This is a genomic window from Pseudoalteromonas sp. PAST1 (genome assembly GCF_021532515.1).
Classification (GTDB): Bacteria; Pseudomonadota; Gammaproteobacteria; order Enterobacterales; family Alteromonadaceae; genus Pseudoalteromonas; species Pseudoalteromonas simplex.
The window spans coordinates 25,954-43,806 of the sequence record NZ_JAKGBH010000036.1; the positions used below are offsets into that span (position 1 = coordinate 25,954).

17 protein-coding genes are annotated in these 17,853 nt (G+C 41.8%); 10 read left to right on the forward strand and 7 right to left on the reverse strand.

The features are described 5' to 3' along the window. Window positions 1–17: 17 nt before the first annotated feature. Window positions 18–269 (reverse strand): helix-turn-helix domain-containing protein, encoded by a 252-nt coding sequence (locus tag L1272_RS16375; protein WP_000451746.1) that lies wholly within the window; start codon window positions 267–269, stop codon window positions 18–20. A 117-nt stretch (window positions 270–386) separates the two neighbouring features. Between L1272_RS16375 and L1272_RS16380 the strand changes: the two genes are divergently transcribed. From L1272_RS16380 to L1272_RS16400, 5 genes are all read left to right on the forward strand, one after another. Further along, window positions 387–1,034 carry a LexA family protein gene (locus L1272_RS16380; protein ID WP_007105457.1) on the forward strand — a complete coding sequence of 216 codons (648 nt, stop codon included), beginning with the start codon at window positions 387–389 and terminating at the stop codon, window positions 1,032–1,034. A 256-nt stretch (window positions 1,035–1,290) separates the two neighbouring features. Then, the gene (gene prfC, locus L1272_RS16385) at window positions 1,291–2,880 is read left to right on the forward strand and encodes a peptide chain release factor 3 (RefSeq protein WP_063528978.1); all 1,590 of its coding nucleotides are present in this window, start codon (window positions 1,291–1,293) and stop codon (window positions 2,878–2,880) included. A gap of 61 nt (window positions 2,881–2,941) precedes the next feature. Next, a complete protein-coding gene (argS, locus tag L1272_RS16390; protein WP_138599630.1) occupies window positions 2,942–4,684 on the forward strand; it encodes an arginine--tRNA ligase in 1,743 nt (580 codons plus the stop codon). Window positions 4,685–5,106: 422 nt separating this feature from the next. Next, window positions 5,107–5,745 carry a pyridoxamine 5'-phosphate oxidase gene (pdxH, locus tag L1272_RS16395; RefSeq protein WP_199530129.1) on the forward strand — a complete coding sequence of 213 codons (639 nt, stop codon included), beginning with the start codon at window positions 5,107–5,109 and terminating at the stop codon, window positions 5,743–5,745. After that, complete coding sequence (locus L1272_RS16400) at window positions 5,746–6,519, forward strand: TatD family hydrolase (RefSeq protein WP_138619825.1); 774 nt, start codon at window positions 5,746–5,748, stop codon at window positions 6,517–6,519. Here L1272_RS16400 and L1272_RS16405 read toward each other — a convergent pair. Continuing rightward, a complete protein-coding gene (locus L1272_RS16405; protein WP_054551236.1) occupies window positions 6,486–7,106 on the reverse strand; it encodes an AhpA/YtjB family protein in 621 nt (206 codons plus the stop codon). The two genes, L1272_RS16400 and L1272_RS16405, sit on opposite strands and share 34 nt — an antisense overlap. Before the next feature lie 125 nt (window positions 7,107–7,231). Here L1272_RS16405 and serB point away from each other — a divergent pair, with 125 nt between their 5' ends. Continuing rightward, window positions 7,232–8,251 carry a phosphoserine phosphatase SerB gene (gene serB, locus L1272_RS16410; protein ID WP_199530128.1) on the forward strand — a complete coding sequence of 340 codons (1,020 nt, stop codon included), beginning with the start codon at window positions 7,232–7,234 and terminating at the stop codon, window positions 8,249–8,251. Here serB and L1272_RS16415 read toward each other — a convergent pair. Then, window positions 8,234–10,714 carry a PilZ domain-containing protein gene (locus L1272_RS16415; RefSeq protein ID WP_235373880.1) on the reverse strand — a complete coding sequence of 827 codons (2,481 nt, stop codon included), beginning with the start codon at window positions 10,712–10,714 and terminating at the stop codon, window positions 8,234–8,236. The two genes, serB and L1272_RS16415, sit on opposite strands and share 18 nt — an antisense overlap. 326 nt (window positions 10,715–11,040) lie before the next feature. Here L1272_RS16415 and radA point away from each other — a divergent pair, with 326 nt between their 5' ends. Both radA and L1272_RS16425 read left to right on the forward strand, forming a co-directional pair. Next, the gene (gene radA, locus L1272_RS16420; protein ID WP_054551239.1) at window positions 11,041–12,426 is read left to right on the forward strand and encodes a DNA repair protein RadA; all 1,386 of its coding nucleotides are present in this window, start codon (window positions 11,041–11,043) and stop codon (window positions 12,424–12,426) included. A 41-nt stretch (window positions 12,427–12,467) separates the two neighbouring features. Beyond that, window positions 12,468–13,400 carry a hypothetical protein gene (locus tag L1272_RS16425; protein ID WP_138619821.1) on the forward strand — a complete coding sequence of 311 codons (933 nt, stop codon included), beginning with the start codon at window positions 12,468–12,470 and terminating at the stop codon, window positions 13,398–13,400. A 21-nt stretch (window positions 13,401–13,421) separates the two neighbouring features. Here the strand turns inward: L1272_RS16425 and L1272_RS16430 are convergent, their stop codons facing one another. Together L1272_RS16430 and srmB are read right to left on the reverse strand one after the other, a co-directional pair. After that, window positions 13,422–13,760 (reverse strand): BON domain-containing protein, encoded by a 339-nt coding sequence (locus L1272_RS16430; RefSeq protein ID WP_054551241.1) that lies wholly within the window; start codon window positions 13,758–13,760, stop codon window positions 13,422–13,424. Window positions 13,761–13,981: 221 nt separating this feature from the next. Further along, on the reverse strand, window positions 13,982–15,214 hold the full coding sequence (srmB, locus tag L1272_RS16435; protein ID WP_055198154.1) for an ATP-dependent RNA helicase SrmB: 1,233 nt from the start codon (window positions 15,212–15,214) through the stop codon (window positions 13,982–13,984). A gap of 76 nt (window positions 15,215–15,290) precedes the next feature. Between srmB and L1272_RS16440 the strand changes: the two genes are divergently transcribed. Next, window positions 15,291–15,989, forward strand: coding sequence for a tRNA1(Val) (adenine(37)-N6)-methyltransferase (locus L1272_RS16440; RefSeq protein ID WP_235373881.1), 699 nt, complete (start codon window positions 15,291–15,293; stop codon window positions 15,987–15,989). A 3-nt stretch (window positions 15,990–15,992) separates the two neighbouring features. Here L1272_RS16440 and L1272_RS16445 read toward each other — a convergent pair whose 3' ends face one another. Together L1272_RS16445 and L1272_RS16450 are read right to left on the reverse strand one after the other, a co-directional pair. Then, window positions 15,993–16,676, reverse strand: coding sequence for a hypothetical protein (locus tag L1272_RS16445; RefSeq protein WP_235373882.1), 684 nt, complete (start codon window positions 16,674–16,676; stop codon window positions 15,993–15,995). A 57-nt stretch (window positions 16,677–16,733) separates the two neighbouring features. Next, the gene (locus tag L1272_RS16450; RefSeq protein ID WP_138599637.1) at window positions 16,734–17,168 is read right to left on the reverse strand and encodes a hypothetical protein; all 435 of its coding nucleotides are present in this window, start codon (window positions 17,166–17,168) and stop codon (window positions 16,734–16,736) included. A gap of 104 nt (window positions 17,169–17,272) precedes the next feature. On the opposite strand from L1272_RS16450, the gene L1272_RS16455 reads away from it, so the two are divergent. Continuing rightward, a complete protein-coding gene (locus tag L1272_RS16455) occupies window positions 17,273–17,701 on the forward strand; it encodes a DUF2147 domain-containing protein (RefSeq protein WP_199530124.1) in 429 nt (142 codons plus the stop codon). The last annotated feature ends 152 nt before the right edge of the window (window positions 17,702–17,853 follow it).

Below are 17,853 nucleotides of genomic sequence, written 5' to 3' on the forward strand. Positions count from 1 at the left end.
ATTACTTGCCCTTAATCCTACTGGTTACTGGCTTTCAGCTCGCTTGGGCATTCGGGGTAGATGTCCGGTCTTAACTGAGATCGGGTTACCTGTCCTTGCGTAGCTTGTTCGATGGGTAAAACGAATTCAGCGGGAACACGCCCTGATTTATTCAACCAAAACCAGACGTTTTGCTGTTTTGAGTTGATGGCTCGCGCTAATGCTGATTGCCCGCCGACCAAATCAATGGCACGGCGGAGATGTTTTTGTGTCGTGTTGAACACTTCCATACCGTCTCCTGTTACAATAATAACTGTTACAAGATTGAATGTTACAGTTTTAACTGTAGACAAGTCAACAGTTAAAATTGTTGAAAGGCTACAGTTTTATTTGTAGAATACGGGCTTATGAAAACTTTATCCGAACGACTAAACCATGCCTTGCAGCTTACTGGGGTGACTCAGTCTGAGTTGGCTCGTCGCATTGGTATCAAACAGCAGTCGATCAGCCAGATTTGCTCTGGTAAATCGGCTAGGTCTCGTTACACCATGCAGATCGCGGAGGCGCTTCGCGTGAATGCTCATTGGCTCGCCACAGGTGATGGCGAGATTGGCTTGGGGGTCGGTAATGTAGAAGTCGGGCCTGATATTAAGGGAAGAATTCCTCTCATTAACTGGGTTCAGGCCGGTGATTGGACTGAAATAGCGGAGGGATTTGCCCATGAAGATGCTGAGGAGTGGCGTGACGTCACTGGGAAAGCACATGAGGGTTGTTTCGCACTTCGCGTAAAAGGCGACAGTATGGAAAATCCAAGCGGAAAAAAATCCATACCTGAGGGAGCAGTGATCGTTGTTGATCCTGAGTTACCTTATTCATCAGGTTCATTGGTTGTTGCGCGTTTGGATGATTCGAAAGAAGCAACCTTTAAGCAGTTGGTTATTGATGGTGAACAGAAGTACCTAAAACCTTTGAACCCGCAATACCCTGCAATACCGATCAACGGCAACTGCACCATCATTGGTGTAGTACGACAAGCTATCATCGATTTCTGGTAGCAAAGGAATTTGTGGTTTAGCCACAGTTGTTCATGAGCTGAAGAAGCAACGATTGCAAACAGCTACAACTGAGCATTGGCGCACGCTGAGAGTAAATGGTAACCGATTAGATAACCATTGATTGTTTATAAAGTCAAGATCAGCGAAAATAGCGGCCAATTACGATTAACACGACGGATTTGACAAGCGAAGAACTGAAAAGAGAGTACTTCCAAAAGTGTGTACAAATCCGTGTACAAACTAAAAGAATTTATACATGGCAAACCAAGATTTTCTCAATGAAATCAATAAGCGAAGGACCTTTGCTATCATCTCGCACCCGGATGCGGGTAAAACCACGATTACAGAAAAAGTTCTGTTATTCGGACAAGCGATTCAAAAAGCGGGTACCGTAAAGGGTCGTGGCTCAAACCAGCACGCAAAATCAGACTGGATGGAAATGGAAAAAGAACGTGGTATCTCGGTAACTACGTCTGTTATGCAATTTCCTTACAATGAGCGTCTAGTTAACTTACTTGATACTCCGGGACACGAAGACTTCTCTGAAGATACTTATCGTACACTGACTGCGGTTGACTCATGCCTAATGGTCATCGACGCAGCGAAAGGTGTTGAGGATCGTACTCGTAAATTAATGGAAGTAACACGCTTACGTACCACACCTATCGTAACTTTCATGAATAAGTGTGACCGTGATATTCGTGATCCAATGGAGTTATTAGACGAAGTTGAAACTGAGCTAAACATTGCTTGTGCGCCGGTAACTTGGCCGATTGGTTGTGGTAAAGAGTTTAAAGGTGTGTATCACATCCACCGTGAAGAAACGATTTTGTATAGCACAGGTCAAGGCCACACAATTCAAGAAGTTCGCGTTATCAAAGGTTTAGATAACCCTGAGCTTGATACTGCGATTGGTAGCGAACTTGCTGAGCAGCTTCGTGAAGAGCTAGAGTTAGTAATTGGTGCATCACACGAGTTTGATTTAGATCTGTTCTTAGCGGGCGAACTATCACCAGTCTACTTTGGTACAGCACTTGGTAACTTTGGTGTTGACCATGTTCTTGATGGCTTAACTGAGTGGGCTCCTGCGCCATTACCACGCGAAACAGAAGACCGCCAAGTTGCTGCAACAGAAGATAACTTCTCTGGCTTCGTATTTAAAATCCAAGCGAACATGGACCCTAAACACCGTGACCGTATCGCCTTTATGCGTATAGTATCTGGCAAATATAGCCAAGGTATGAAGATGAACCATGTGCGTATTGGTAAGCAAGTGAGTATTTCTGATGCGGTAACCTTTATGGCTGGTGATCGTGAGCGAGCGCAAGATGCTTACGCAGGTGACATCATTGGTTTACATAACCACGGTACAATTCAAATTGGTGATACCTTCACGCAAGGTGAAAAAATGAAGTTTGGTGGTATTCCTAACTTCGCGCCAGAATTATTCCGTCGTATTCGCTTAAAAGATCCATTAAAACAAAAGCAATTGTTAAAAGGCTTAGTTCAGTTATCTGAAGAAGGTGCTGTGCAAGTATTTAGACCGCTTATTAATAACGACCTTATCGTTGGTGCGGTCGGTGTACTACAGTTTGACGTAGTTGTTGCGCGCTTAAAAGCAGAATACAACGTTGATGCGATTTACGAAGGTGTGAGTGTTAACACTGCACGTTGGGTAAGCTCAGACGATACCAAAAAGCTTGAAGAGTTTAAGCGTAAGTGCGAAAGCAACTTAGCGCTTGATGGTGGCGATAACCTTACTTATATCGCGCCAAGCCGTGTAAACCTAAACTTGTCGATGGAACGCTATCCAGACATCAAGTTTAACCACACGCGCGAAAACTAATACGCTAAGTCTGCTTCAAATTTAAGTGCCCGTACAGCGGGCCATAAAGGTAAAAATTACAATGAATATTCGTACTCTTTTAATCGACAAAGCAATTGCTGCTATGGTTGCAGCAGGGTTACCTGAAGACACTAATCCAGCGGTAACACAAAGTACACGTCCACAGTTTGGTGATTATCAAATCAATGGCGCAATGGGCGCGGCTAAAAAATTAAAATCAAACCCGCGTGAACTTGCACAAAAAATTATTGATAACCTAGACCTTGCAGATATCGCAGAAAAAACAGAAATCGCGGGTCCTGGTTTTATCAACATTCACTTAAAGCCTGAGTTCTTATCAGCTAGCTTAAAAGCAGCAAACGAAGACGAAAAGCTAGCAGTTGCGCCACATGCAACAGCACAAAAAGTAGTTGTTGATTACTCATCACCTAACCTTGCTAAAGAAATGCACGTAGGTCATTTACGTTCAACCATCATTGGTGATGCGGTTGTTCGTGCCCTTGAGTTCCGTGGTGATGAAGTTGTTCGTCAAAACCACATGGGTGACTGGGGGACTCAGTTTGGTATGTTAATCGCGCACTTAGAAGATCAAATCAACCAAGGTGTAGACTTAGAGTCTGTAGCGCTGGCCGATCTTGAAACCTTCTACCGTGATGCGAAAAAACGCTTTGATGATGAAGAAGGGTTTGCCGACAAAGCCCGTAATTACGTTGTTAAATTACAAAGCGGCGACGCACACTGCGAAAAGCTGTGGAAGTTATTCATTGCCACTTCTGTAAAGCATTCTGAAGAAGTTTATAAGCGTCTAAACGTAACACTTACGCAAGATGACATCATGGCAGAAAGTGCTTACAACAGTGAACTTGCAAACATCATCGCACTATTGAAAGACAAAAATATTGCCGTTGAGTCTGATGGCGCACAAGTCGTGTTCTTAGATGAGCTTGCTAACAAAGACGGCGAGCCTTCAGTGTTTATCGTACAGAAATCAGGTGGTGGTTTCTTATATGCGACAACTGACTTAGCTGCTTGTGATTACCGCTCAAATAAACTGGGTGCTGATCGCATCTTAATCTTTGTAGATGCACGTCAAAGCTTACACTTCAATCAAGTTGAGCTAACCGCACGTAAAGCAGGTTTATTACGTGATGAAACAAGTTATGAGTTCTGCCCATTCGGCACCATGATGGGTGAAGACGGTAAGCCATTCAAAACACGTACTGGCGGTACCGTTAAGCTTGCTGATTTACTTGAAGAGTCAATCACTCGTGCCGCAGCTAAACTAGCTGAGCGTGAGTCAGACTTAAGCGACGAAGAGCGTAGCGAAATTGCCCGTAAAGTAGGTATTGGCGCAGTAAAATATGCGGATCTTTCTAAGCACCGTACTAGCGACTATATCTTCAACTGGGACACAATGCTGAGCTTTGAAGGTGCGACAGCGCCTTACTTACAATATGCATATACACGTGTTCGCAGTATCTTCCGTAAATCAGGTATTGATGCGGCGTCATTAACAGCAGACGTTGCAATCAACGAGCCGCAAGAAAAAGCGCTGGCACTTAAACTTCTTCAGCTAGAAGAAGTACTCGATCTAATGATCAGCGAAGCGACACCGCACGTATTATGTGGATACCTATACGAACTAGCAAGCCTATACATGACGTTCTACGAAGCATGCCCAGTTCTAAAAGAAGGCGTAGAGCCAAGTGTTCGTGACAGCCGTTTAGTACTTTGTAATTTGGTTGCGAAGACACTGAAATCAGGATTGGATCTTTTAGGTATCGAAGTCATGGAGCAAATGTAATCTGCTTCGTGTAGTTCGCTTTGACTGCGTTGTCGTGCTTTTTTAACCGAAGTCACATACAAAACACGTATGCTCCTTGGTATAAAAAAGCACTTCGCCTTGTCAGCACTCCTACACTTGCAGAACGTTTAAGAGCTCGTAGGGATAAGTCGGTTTTCCGCCTTGTCTTAGGCTAAACTACCTAGGTGAATTCTGCTTCGTAGGTTGGGTAGAGCGCAGCGAAACCCAACATAAATCGCAGGCCCTAGACTCTAGGCGCTAGGGGAGTAGCTTGTAGAGCCTAGAACTTAGCTTCGTAGGTTGGGTAGAGCGTAGCGAAACCCAACAAATTGACAGCTCAATAACCTTGATTAATCTTTAGCTGATAGCTGATAGCTGATAGCTGATAGCTGATAGCTGATAGTAGCGATAGAGGGAATTTTATGAAACTTGAAGATATTCGCCGTGAATATTTACAGGATGGTTTATCTGAAGACATGCTTGATGCATCTCCAATCAAGCAGTTTGAGAAATGGCTTGAGCAAGCTGTTGCAACTAATTTGCCTGATCCTACGGCGATGGTCGTTGCAACGGTTGATGAGCATGGTCAGCCTTCGCAGCGTATTGTGCTGTTAAAGCATCTTGATGAAAATGGCTTTGTGTTTTTTACTAATACCGGCTCGCGCAAAGCGCAGGAGCTAAAAGGTAACAACAAAATTTCTCTGCATTTCCCATGGCACCACATGGAGCGACAAGTCATAGTCTACGGCGAGGCTAAACCCTTACCAACAACTGCTGTGGCTAAGTACTTTTTAACGCGTCCTAAAGAAAGCCAGTTAGCTGCATGGGCTTCTCAGCAAAGTCGTCCAGTGTCATCACGTAAGGTATTAATGGAAACATTTGCGAAAATGAAGCAAAAGTTTTCTGAGGGTGAAATTCCATTGCCTGATTTTTGGGGAGGCTATTGTGTTGAGCCTACTAAAATTGAATTTTGGCAAGGCGGAGCACACCGCTTACATGACCGCTTTATGTATCAACGCCAAGCCGATGGTAGTTGGCAGTTTGGCCGCTTAAATCCGTAAATGCGTTTTATCGATTCCCACTGTCACCTTGATTTTAGCGAATTTGATGAGACTCGCACAGAGCTTATCACAGCATGCAAGCAAGTAGGGATCGAGCACTTTATTGTGCCGGGTGTGAGCTTGGCGCAATCGACAAAACTATTATCGTTTACTAAATCAGAGCCGAGTATTTCAGTGGCTTTAGGTTTACATCCTTATTTTTTATCTGATCACCAAACTCATCATCTCGCTGAACTAGAGCAATTAGCGAAAACCCATTCAGGGCAGTTTATTGCCATCGGTGAGTGCGGCCTTGATCGAAGCATCGATAACCTCGATAAACAAACGCAGTTATTTGAAGGACAGATAGAGCTTGCCAACCAACTCGCTTTACCACTTATTGTGCATCACAGGCAAAGCCATGATTTAATTGCTCGCTCATTTAAGCGCTGCAAACCAAAGTTTGGCGGGGTAATTCATGCCTTTTCTGGCTCAGAACAACAAGCTCAGAGTTATATAAAACAAGGATTTAAACTTGGTGTTGGTGGTGTGATAAGTTACCCGCGTGCTGCTAAAACTCGTAAAGTTATCAGCTTAATTGAGCTGCAGCATTTAGTGCTTGAAACCGACTCGCCATCAATGCCGCTGGCAGGTTTTCAAGGGCAGGTTAATACGCCGCTAAAGGTGCGCGATGTATTTACTCATTTATGTGAGCTTAAAGGCGCGACAGGCGATGCAAAGCTGCAACTAGCTGCAGAACTCTACGATTCTTGCTCTGAACTTTTCTTGATATAACGATTTATTTGCCAAAGCTTCAAGCCTCGACCTAATTGCCAAGTGAATATACAGGTGATCACCAGCATTAATAACACTTGTCGCCCTAAGTCATGGAAATTACTGTGGCTGGTTGCAATAGAAGCCTGTGTTAAATAGGTTATCGATACAAAACCAATTGGCCTTTCATTATCACTTATCACAGGCTCTACAAATGGGGTTTTAAGCTTACTTATACCAGGGGTTGAATCGGGTAATAAACCAAAGGTGTGGTGGCTTTGCCAATTATCACTGGCAGCAATTTGAATACCTTGCTGATCGTAAATCGTTGCCGCTAACACATACTCATCTTCAGCAATGTGATTACACAACGCATTTAATTCAGGTTTATTTTTTTCTTGTAGCGGCGTTTTGGCATTCAGTGCCATAAACTTGGTTAAGCTTATCGCTGTGCTATCAGCGCTATCATAAAGTAATTGGTGGCTTTGAAAGCTACTATTCATGGCAACCCAACTTAACAGCACAAAACAGGCTGTAGCCAAGCTTAAGCGCACAACACGTTGGCGATAAGTGGCTGAAAAGGGAATTTTAAGTTGGTTATTTTTCATAGTCACCGTATACGTTACTGACAGCATTTAATTTTGATGGTACAACATGATAACTTTAACAGCCCCTTGAGTGCGAGTGCCAAAAGCACTTCCAAGGACAGACATAAGTCTAATGTGGAGCCACTATGTCACAGCTTAGCTTAGCTGCTACACCTTCAGCAAATTTAGCTGAACAAATCAGCCTAAATTGCTGGTATAAAATTGAAAATAAACACCTTATTACAACAGACTTTACGCCAAAAGCAAATCAAGGCGTGTTCAGTATTGCTTTTGGTAATGAGCTTAATGCTGAGCAATTAGTCGCGATTAGTGATTTTTTAGCCGCGCAAGGGTTTAGTAATTTATCGCTTTGTTGTTATCAGCCAGTCGCAGACATGCCAGTAGCGTGGGGCTTTCATAGCGAAACAACAACAGTACTTAGTCCACTAGTATTAGTGGAATTTGCAAAGCAATTGGGTATTCAATTGGTGCAATTAACGGATCCGCCAACGGTAAATGAACCAGGCTTATTGCTGATGGATATGGACTCAACAGCTATTACTATTGAATGTATCGACGAAATTGCGCGCCTAGCCGATGTTTATGACGAAGTTGCAGCGGTAACCGCGCAAGCTATGGCTGGTCAACTAGATTTTGCACAAAGCTTAAAGCAGCGTGTTGCTAAGCTTGAAGGTATCGATGGTGACTTAATTGATGGCTTAAAAGCGCGTTTACCGCTGATGCCGGGGGTGAGTGAATTATGCCAATACCTAAAAGCGCATAATTGGCATTTAGCAATCGCATCAGGTGGCTTTGTGCCTTTTGCAGAGCAAGTGCAGTCACTGCTTGATTTAGATGAAGTGCATGCGAATACCCTTGAGTTCAAAGATAATCGTTTAACAGGCAAGGTCATAGGCACGATAGTTGATGCTGAGGAAAAAGCCCGTGTACTTAAACGAATCGAACAAAGGCTTACCTTAAATAACCGCCAAACTGTTGCCATGGGTGATGGAGCAAACGACTTAAAAATGATGGCTGCTGCAGGGCTTGGTGTTGCTGTGCACGGTAAACAGAAAGTAGTTGAGCAAGCACAAACAGCAATTAATGAAGGCTCATTACTACAAGTTGCCTACTTGCTTGGCCTACCATTAGATTACTCGCTTTAACCATGTTGCTTTGCGTTTACTCATTTCATTGATCAACCTTTGGTCAATATCAAAATGGGTAAGCGCTTCGTCGGTAATATCAATTATATCGCCTACGCCAGCTACTGCCCATAGCGCTTCTTCAAGATCTTTTGCTTTATGTAATGCGTACTGACTAATATATTTCAATTCATTCGCCAAATAATCAATATCAGGCCGCCCTGTGCGAGAAATGTACAGCCTGAAAATATATACTAAATCGCTTTTTAGTGCTTTTTTTACAAACAAGGTTTGTGGTTTATAGTCATCTTCACTAATACAACGACTAGTAATGGCATCGCTTATAACGGTTTTACGTGGGTCAAAGCGAACAAATAAAGTGAATGGTAACGGTGGGTCTTGGCGACTACGGTCTTTGACCAGCGGTGTGATCACTTCTGTAATTTGATCTGTCGATAAGAAACCATCGATACTAGTTGTTTCATTTAACAATCCAAAATTTTGTAATAAAACATGCAGTGGGCTTGGGTATAAGCCTTGGCCAATAGCGCCGGTTTTAAAATGCGCTGCTTCTTTATGTAAATAAAACGGAAACTGGCATACGCTTTTAGTCACCATATTTCTTAGTGCAGTAGATAGCCCTGGAATTTTAGGGGATTCTTCACAAACACGTAGCTTGTCTTTGTTGTTATCAATTAATACCGTGAAAAACTTAATTGCCATATGCGGTAAGTCAGTAATTCGATGCACTTTTAAATTCACGGTGGTCAGTGACTTACTCACCGCCATGACTTCATAAGCAAGGTTTGTTAAATCATGCTTTTTGGTGATTTTTTGCAATTCAGGCAAGTTTAATTTAATGATATCGCCTTTTTTGAACTCAACAGGCTGGTCGAACTCAATTTGTAAGCCCATCACAGATAAGTCACGGGTATGGCCTGTAATAGTTTGCTCATGGTGTTCTACACTTACAGCTGTTTTGTATAAATAGCGTTTATGAGCACGAAGGTTCACATACTCAAGCGCCACAGGCTCTAAATGAGGGGGCGTTTTATGCTTACTGTGACCAAACTGTTTAAGTTGGTTTACCGCATCTTTATTGTAATCAAGCTGTTGGTACGTTTGTTGTTCAAACTTAGTACCGATTGAGGTCAAAATAAGTAGATATTTAACATCTTTGATCAACCCTTGCACACGAGGTGTCGGTGGCTTATTTAGTTTTTCGATGTTTTTACCAGCACTGCTTGGTAGCGACAGTGGAATATACGAATCTTCCGGATGGCTTGGCATCAACTGAAGCTTAAAGCATTGCCAGCTATCTTTCTGGCTACCAAATCCTAAAAATAAATTTTTTAAGTTTGGTTGGCTATCAAGCTCAGATCGAGTTGCAGAATAATAATAAATTTTCCCGGCAACGGTATGAGTAAAAGTATATAAATACTCTTCTTTAACAGCTTCTGGAGAGCTTAGTAAGTCTCCCAATCGTTGTTGATTGATGATGCTGTACAGGCAAGACAACTTACGCTCATCACAAAAATAGCGTTGAATAAAAATATTATTTTCTGTGGTTAGCGCAAGGCTAGGATATAGCTTATCACCCTGTAGGCTTAAAAAGGTATAAAGTGAGGTAACACGAGGGATATAGTATTGCTCGTAGCCTTTTGAAACAACAGCATCTAAGGTGTTGTCGAGATTAACCTTATAGCGACGTTTATTGCCATGGATAAAGCTTTCTAGAAACTCATCAAATTTTTCGTTATTTTCAATAAAGGTACGCTTTAGGCGTATATGGTTATATTCACGAGAAACTTTCTCTACCGCTACGATTTCATATTGAATACCGTTTTTTAAACCAAGCTCAAAATCTTGCTCTAAGCCAACTAAGCGAAGACCTATTAACTGACCTTTTTTAACTTGATAACGTGGAGCTAGTTTTATTTTAGCGCCGCTCAGAGAAATATCAGACGTTGATGCTGCAACTTTGTTGTCTTTATCGAGTTCAACGGTGATTTTAATTGAGTAATTCATCCGCTCTTCGCGGCGACTCTCGTATGATGCAAACTTAATAACCTTAGCTGGCTGCTCTGTAGCGGCACTATCGTCAGCTAAAGCTTGCTCAGCGGCTTTTTTCTGCATTACCCGGTGATTGTTTTCGGTGTTCATTACCGCTTCGTAAACAGCAAGAGTATAACCACCGTGGCGTTTTATAGCATCTTCGAACACTTCAATGGCGGTATCGTCCATAAAGTGTTGTTTGCCATCATATTCGTAGGGTTTGACTTGACCAGTTACTTGACCACGTAAATCAATAAAGCGAGCTACTGGCTGAGATAAGCGTGACATTTCCATTTTAATCAAAAACTGCTCTGGCTTCGTTAAGCTAGCTGTCTTTGATTTAAATAATTTGTCAAACTTAGGAGTGCCTAAATGCGCCTTTAGCTCTTCAACTAGGCTCTCATATTTAAGCAAAATGTCTTCAGCCATTTATAAAACCATCACCGTCTATCTAAAAAAGTAGGTATACTTGCAGGTAGTACATTATTAAAACTTGAGTAATCGCTACTTTTTTATTGTATTAGTTATTGTTATAAGTACCTGCCAAATAAATGGCAAGATTTGTAAAGTTTTATTTATAAGCAAAAAATGTGCCTTAAAGCACTTTTTATTGCGCTTATAGCTGTGTAAAAAAGCCGAACAGATTTAAGTTCAAAGGCTTTAGCTCATAAAACTACTATACATGAAATATTTAGCTAGTCAGTTTTTTAAGTTACTAATTAGTCAAAATAGAATAATTCAATAGGTAAGGCCGAATGGCAAAATCAGCAAAAATCGAATTTGTTTGCACTGAGTGCGGCATGAACTATCAGCGCTGGCAAGGGCAGTGTAAGTGCGGTGCATGGAATACACTTGCAGAATTTAAACCATCGGCAGGGCAATCAAAGCAAGCGGCAAGTCGTGCTGCAGTGGCAGGCTATGCCGGTATCGCAAGCGGTGGCTCAAAGAAAATCAACGAAGTTGCAACCACCGAGGCAGAAAAACGCCTTACCGAAATCGGTGAGTTAGACAGAGTATTAAGCGGTGGTGTAACGACAGGTTCCGTCAACATTATCTCAGGCGACCCTGGTGCCGGTAAAACGACTTTGTTGTCTGATTTAGTTGCACGTATGTCAAAGCTGATGCCGTCTTTATACTGTACAGCGGAAGAGTCTTTATCTCAGTTTAAAAACCGAGTGAATCGCTTGCGCTTAGATTATAACGAAGATGAGCTTTATTTGCTTTCTGAAACCAGTGTTGAAGCAATCATTGAAGAACTCGATAAAAACAAAATTAAATTTGCAGTTATCGATTCAATTCAGGCAGTGGTGACAGAAACGGCAAATGGTAGTCCAGGTTCACCGTCACAGGTAAAAAGTGCAGCTCAGGCATTAACGCAATACTGTAAGCAAAACGATGTAACTATGTTCATCATTGCCCATGTAAACAAAAATAACGAAATTGCTGGGCCGCAAACACTGGTACATATAGTTGATGCCTTACTGCATATTGATACTAATGATGGGCAAGTCAGAACATTGCGTGCCAATAAAAACCGTTTTGGTGATATCGACACAGTGGGTATTTTCAGAATGTGTGAACGCGGAATGCTGAGCGTTGATAACCCGAGCGAAATCTTTTTATCAGGCTCGAGTACTGAATCTCCAGGCTCAGCCATTACCTGTATACGTAAAGGTAACCGTAACTTACTACTCGAAATTCAATGTTTAACTACAGAAACCGAAGCTGAGTTCCCACAGCGGGTATGTGTTGGTTTGAACATGAATCGTATTAAGATGCTCACGGGAATTTTACGTAAACACACAAAGACAAAAATCTTTCACGACACCTTTTTTAATATTGTCGGTGGCTTAAAAATCGATGAGTCAGAGACTTGTATCGATTTAGCATTGGTTGCAGCGTTATTAAGCAGCTTGAACGAATTTGTTGTACCACGCACCACCTGTATTATGGGCGAACTTAGTTTAAATGGTGATGTAAGACCAATCGACAGCGGCGTACCTCGAGTGAAGGAGGCTGCGCAACACGGCTTTACAGAGATTTTTATTCCGCATCGCAATTACCATAAATCAATGGAAGGGCTTGGCGCTAAGATCACGCCAGTGAAAACCGTGCATGAACTATTGTCGTTAATCAACTAATGATACACTGCTAAAAATTTACACCAATTAAAGGAAATAAAATGAAAAAGTTAATTATAGCAGCGGTTGTTGCTGCGGCTGTTGGCGGTGCGTTTTACGCAAACTACGCAGCTACACAGGAAGTAAAAAAGGTCGTTGATCAGCAAATAAGTGCATTATCAGCGCAAAGTGGTGTAGATATTACTTACAATGATATTTCAGCAAATGTATTTGCTAGCAGCATGCAGCTTTCAGGGATTAAGGTTCAAAGCTATACTGGTGATGAGATGATTGCCACAATCGACAATATTGAAGTGACAGGATATGAAGTCGATGCAGTGCCGCCTCACACTGGATTTGTAATGAAGAGCTTTCGTTTTAGTGATGACTTTTTAGCGCAACTTCCTGAAAATGCGAACAATAAGTTAGCATCTGCAAGCTATGACGTAAATTCATCGCTAGATTATGATAAAGACACTGGTAGCAGTGATTTTGCTTTAAACGTTATTGCAAACCAAGTTGCTGATGTGCGTTTTAACTTAGGCCTTGCCAACTCAACGCCATTAATGGAAGCATCAATGGCAATAAGTAAAATGCAAAATGAAGCGCAAGGTGCAGAGCTGACTTTAGAGCAACAACTGCAACAGCAATCAAAAATGATGGCTGCAATGACTCAACTTGAGCCACGTAGCATTAATATGTCGATCGCCGACGAAGGTGAGCTTAAAGCAGTTGTTGATAGTTTCTTAGAAGCACAAGGTATGAGCCACGAGCAGTTCCAACAGACTGTTGCCATGCAGTTACAACAGGCGCCAGTAAGTGAAGAGCTAGCAGCTGCTATCACAAACTTCGTAAGTGGATTGTCTGAATTGACTGTGTCAGCAAGCTTACCTGAAGGAAAAACCATGATGGAGATAAACCAACAGATTATGGCGTTAATGGGGCAGCCAGAAGAATTAGCTAGCTACATTAATTTACAAGCAAGCGGTAAATAAACCTCTGTTAAATTATTAACCTTAAAGTGTCGGGTTGTTTAATGCGTTCACTTTAAGGTTATTTCTGATCTGGGTTACACCATGACTGTGCTCCAAAAATTTCTGCGCTAAAGCACGTTGAAATCCTGTTTCTGCAATTCCTTTTAATTCAACAGTATTGCCATCGATAATCACCTGAAGATGTTTAATCTTAAAATTCGGATTATTTGTTAACTTTTTCAGGGCCATTTGTTGTAGGCGAGGTTGTGCCGATGTGCTGGTTGTTAGCACGCTAGTATTGGCACTCACATTCGTTGCGCAAGCAAGTAAAAAAATACAGCTTAATAAAGTAATTACTATGGTTAATTTGAAGCGGCTCATACAATTCCCTCGTTGTTCTAGTCTGCTGTGAACTATTGCTGAACCAGTTACAATTATTATTCCATTTTTTAAGCTTTTGAATTTAATTGATTTTCTATTTTTGCCGGTCTGTATGGGTAAGAAAGTGTGAACTAATTACACACTAAATAAGTAAAAAGGGTAGGGTACAAAAATGCCGAGGCAAGCTCGGCATTTTTACTTTTATGATGTTAAAGTTAAAACTACTTTTTCTTCTTCGTTTTAGCTTTGGCTTTTTTCTTTGCCTTCATTTTTACTGGATCTTTTTTCTTCTTAGATGGGATCTTCGCTTCTTTGTGCTGTGGCTCAAGCCCTTTAATTACGCGGCGTTTAAGCTTTTGCTCAATGTAGCGCTCAACTTTACCAACAATTGCCACATCATGAGCTTCAATAAATGAAATCGCAATGCCTTTTTTACCAGCACGGCCAGTACGTCCTATACGGTGTACATATACGTCTGCGGTGCGTGGCATATCAAAGTTGATAACATGGCTGATATCAGCAACATCAATACCACGAGCAGCAACATCTGTTGCAACTAGGATATTGTTGCGGCCAGAGTGAAAGTTTTCCATCGCTTTCATGCGCTTATCTTGTGGCATTTCACCGCGTAACCAAGCAACACGAAGACCTTCGTTATTTAGCTCGCCAACCAGTGTCTCAAGGCGTTCACGAGTTTTAACAAACACAATTGCTTTATGAATGTCGTCACCATTTAACGTTTCAACCAACATTTTTAGCTTGTGGTCGTAGTCATCCGCAAGGTGAACCCATTGATGGATTTTGCCTTTCTCTTTACGTGAAGATTCGGCTTCAAGCAGTGCCGGATCGTTTAAGATTCGCTCTGCAAATAACTCAACGCTGTCACCTTCAAGGGTGGCTGAGAATAAGAAACATTGACGGCGGTTACGTGCTTCATCACAAATGCGTAGCATTTCTTTACGAAAACCCATGTCTAGCATGCGGTCAGCTTCATCAAGAATAAGCATTTCAACGTTTTCAGCATGGAAGTTCTCTGTTTCGAGGTACTCCATTAAACGCCCTGGTGTGGCAATGAGAATATCGTTATTGCTTTCGAAAATTTCTCTGTGTGTCCCGTAGTTTATACCACCTGTCACAACCCCAATTTTAAGATGAGTTTGTGCTGCGAGTAATTCACATTGCTCATGAATTTGGTAAGCAAGCTCACGGGTTGGTGTCATGATCAATACGCGTGCAAAGCCAGGATCGCGACGCGGGAAATCAAGCAAGTATTGAATTGCAGGGATCAAAAACGCGGCTGTTTTACCCGTACCAGTAGGGGCAGATGCCAAAATATCACGACCTTGAAGTGCTTCAGGGATCGCTTGTTGTTGAATACTGGTTGGCGTATCAAAACCCATTTTATTAATGGCATTTAACAGCTTGTTATCGATATCAAATTCAGAAAATTGCATAGAGTGACATAAATAGAGGACAATTGAGCCTAATTATACGCGTTAACGCGGCTGTGGTGAATGAAAAGGTGAAAAAATGTCAGGCTTTGTGTTTAAACAATTTACGGTAACGCAAACGCGCGCAGCGATGAAAGTATCGACCGATGGTATTTTGTTAGGGGCGTGGGCTGATGTGAGTGGTGCTAAGGGCATTTTAGACATTGGTACAGGCACAGGGTTGTTGGCGTTAATGGCAAAACAAAGAGCGCCTGATGCAAAGGTAAGTGCCATTGAAATTGATTCTGGTGCCTGCAGTGATGCCCGAGATAACTTTGCGGCTAGCCCATGGCCTGATATAAACCTTTTCGAAGGAGCTGCGCAGTCATTTAATGCAGCAGAGCCTTTTGATGCGATCATCACCAACCCACCTTATTTTAATGCGAGCCTAAAAGGTGATAATCATGCTCGAAATACTGCCCGCCATACTGATGGCCTTAGCTTCAGCGAATTAATAGCATCATGTTCTAGACTGAGTCACAGTAAAACACGCTTGAATGTTATCTTGCCTTGCGTAGAGGCACAACAATTCATTGCTGTTGCCGAGCAAGCTGGCTGGTACTTAAATCGCCATTGCTTGGTTCGCAGCAGCGACAAAAAGCAAGCGAGCCGAAGCCTGATGCTATTCAGCCAAAACAACGGTGAATGCGAAACAACGTCGTTAACCATACATGCAGCTGATGGCAGCTACAGCCAAGATTATAAGGAGCTATGTAAAGCTTTTTACCTAAAGATGTAATGGTTATTCAGCAATGCTCGTTTCAAGGCCATCTTCACTTAAGAGCAAGGTATATGACTGCCCATATGATGCGTCGCAGATTGAGACGGGTTCATAGACTCGCTTATCCTCATCGTTAATTCTTGATATTTTCAAGTCATCAGCGCAGTCATCAATGTGGTACCAGTAACTTAATTGATTCTGATATAAATTAACGAGTTGTTTTTCGACTTTTAAGCGAAGGTTTTCAGTTGCGAGAATACGAATCGCAAAAAAGTCATCTTTATTATCATTGGCTTTTTTGACGAGTGTTAAACGGAGCTTTTCAGCATTTTGCCAAGCAATAAAATGATAAGGTTGATCTTGAGCTACCTGATACATCTGTGTGGCTGAGTTACTTGTGTCGCTGTGATCGACTACATAAAAGGAAATACGACTACGTTCATTGTGAGCATGTGTTACATCAACGGGAGGTGATTGCGATGCAAGCGTATCAACATAGTATTCAGAGTCTTTAAATTCTTGAGCATCACCAAATAAATCAGTGTTAGCCATGTAATAATCCACTTCTAAATCAGTGGTATTAACGAGTGTGTAATTGTTCTCATACATTTCGTCGCCAAAGTTATGAGTTTCTTCAACTTCTAATTCATCACACCCTGCGAGCAAAATGCTTGCGGCAGCTATTATTGGTAGCGCACTTTTCATTGTTATTCCTTTTACAAATGAAGGAGCTGTTTAGCATACTTATAAGTTATTGTACCTTTATTGATTGTTAAATTGTACCGGTGGTTGTAATTGCATGACTTCATCAAGCTGAATTTGCTGAACATATTCAAGCTTTAATAGGGTATCTAATACAGCTTTACTGTGCGACTTTTCTATTTCGGCGCTGCAAAAATCAATAATGCTAAAGCGACGCTTGATCAGCAGACCTTCGATGTCAGGTAAAGGATGTGTAGTTTCAATTAGTACGCGGGTTGTTGGACAAGGGTCAGCATAGCCTGAGCGTAATAATTTTTTTAAATTAAATAAGTTATCATCAAGCCGACCCAGCTCAATGGCGGCTTTGGCGCTGTCAGGAATAAATAATGGCTCAGCAAAGCGATTTATTTTTATTTCGCCCGTGGCGTTAATTGTAGCAACCTGATTACTGTCGTAACTGACAATATCACCGGTAATTAATGTGAACTGACTCATTGTGTTCCCTCGCAATGTTGTGTCGATTTCAGAGCTAAGCAAAATGGTGTGTTTGCTTAAGCCCTGATATAGTGCCAAAGTCTTAAGTTTTATACGAGTTTTTTATGTTCCGTTTATCAATTGTTTTATCTACCTTATTATTTTCTCAGTTGAGCTTTGCCGCATTGACGCCAGTGGGTCTTTGGAAAACTATTGACGAAGAAACGAATGAAGCGAAATCTTTAGTACGTATCAGTGAGCAAGATGGTGTATTGGTTGGTAGTGTTGAAAAAATCCTTAACCCAGCCAAGCAAGACGCAATCTGCGAAGAGTGTAAAGGTGATAAGAAAAATCAGCCAATTTTAGGGTTACAAATTATAGAAGGTGCTAAAGATGCCGGTGATGGTAGCTGGCAAGAGGGTGAAATTCTTGACCCGAACAATGGTAAAACCTATACCCTTAAACTGACGCCACAAGAACAAGGTAAGGTGCTTGAAGTACGCGGCTATATTGCATTTTTCTATCGAAATCAATATTGGCAACGCGTTGAATAACCATTAAAAAAGCCAAGCAATGCTTTAATGCCTGTCAGTTAAGAGCTGACAGGCATTTTTTGGGGCTTTCGTTCAGGGTATCGACTGGGTCTCTTTTTCACACATCTTGGATAATGTCTTTCTCTTCGCTCTGGCAGTACAAAGGTTTCAGC

Coding starts and splice junctions, on each gene's coding strand:
- L1272_RS16375 (WP_000451746.1), bottom strand. CDS start 269: ATGGAAGTGTTCAACACGACACAAAAACATCTCCGCCGTGCCATTGAT.
- L1272_RS16380 (WP_007105457.1), top strand. CDS start 387: ATGAAAACTTTATCCGAACGACTAAACCATGCCTTGCAGCTTACTGGG.
- prfC (WP_063528978.1), top strand. CDS start 1,291: ATGGCAAACCAAGATTTTCTCAATGAAATCAATAAGCGAAGGACCTTT.
- argS (WP_138599630.1), top strand. CDS start 2,942: ATGAATATTCGTACTCTTTTAATCGACAAAGCAATTGCTGCTATGGTT.
- pdxH (WP_199530129.1), top strand. CDS start 5,107: ATGAAACTTGAAGATATTCGCCGTGAATATTTACAGGATGGTTTATCT.
- L1272_RS16400 (WP_138619825.1), top strand. CDS start 5,746: ATGCGTTTTATCGATTCCCACTGTCACCTTGATTTTAGCGAATTTGAT.
- L1272_RS16405 (WP_054551236.1), bottom strand. CDS start 7,106: ATGAAAAATAACCAACTTAAAATTCCCTTTTCAGCCACTTATCGCCAA.
- serB (WP_199530128.1), top strand. CDS start 7,232: ATGTCACAGCTTAGCTTAGCTGCTACACCTTCAGCAAATTTAGCTGAA.
- L1272_RS16415 (WP_235373880.1), bottom strand. CDS start 10,714: ATGGCTGAAGACATTTTGCTTAAATATGAGAGCCTAGTTGAAGAGCTA.
- radA (WP_054551239.1), top strand. CDS start 11,041: ATGGCAAAATCAGCAAAAATCGAATTTGTTTGCACTGAGTGCGGCATG.
- L1272_RS16425 (WP_138619821.1), top strand. CDS start 12,468: ATGAAAAAGTTAATTATAGCAGCGGTTGTTGCTGCGGCTGTTGGCGGT.
- L1272_RS16430 (WP_054551241.1), bottom strand. CDS start 13,760: ATGAGCCGCTTCAAATTAACCATAGTAATTACTTTATTAAGCTGTATT.
- srmB (WP_055198154.1), bottom strand. CDS start 15,214: ATGCAATTTTCTGAATTTGATATCGATAACAAGCTGTTAAATGCCATT.
- L1272_RS16440 (WP_235373881.1), top strand. CDS start 15,291: ATGTCAGGCTTTGTGTTTAAACAATTTACGGTAACGCAAACGCGCGCA.
- L1272_RS16445 (WP_235373882.1), bottom strand. CDS start 16,676: ATGAAAAGTGCGCTACCAATAATAGCTGCCGCAAGCATTTTGCTCGCA.
- L1272_RS16450 (WP_138599637.1), bottom strand. CDS start 17,168: ATGAGTCAGTTCACATTAATTACCGGTGATATTGTCAGTTACGACAGT.
- L1272_RS16455 (WP_199530124.1), top strand. CDS start 17,273: ATGTTCCGTTTATCAATTGTTTTATCTACCTTATTATTTTCTCAGTTG.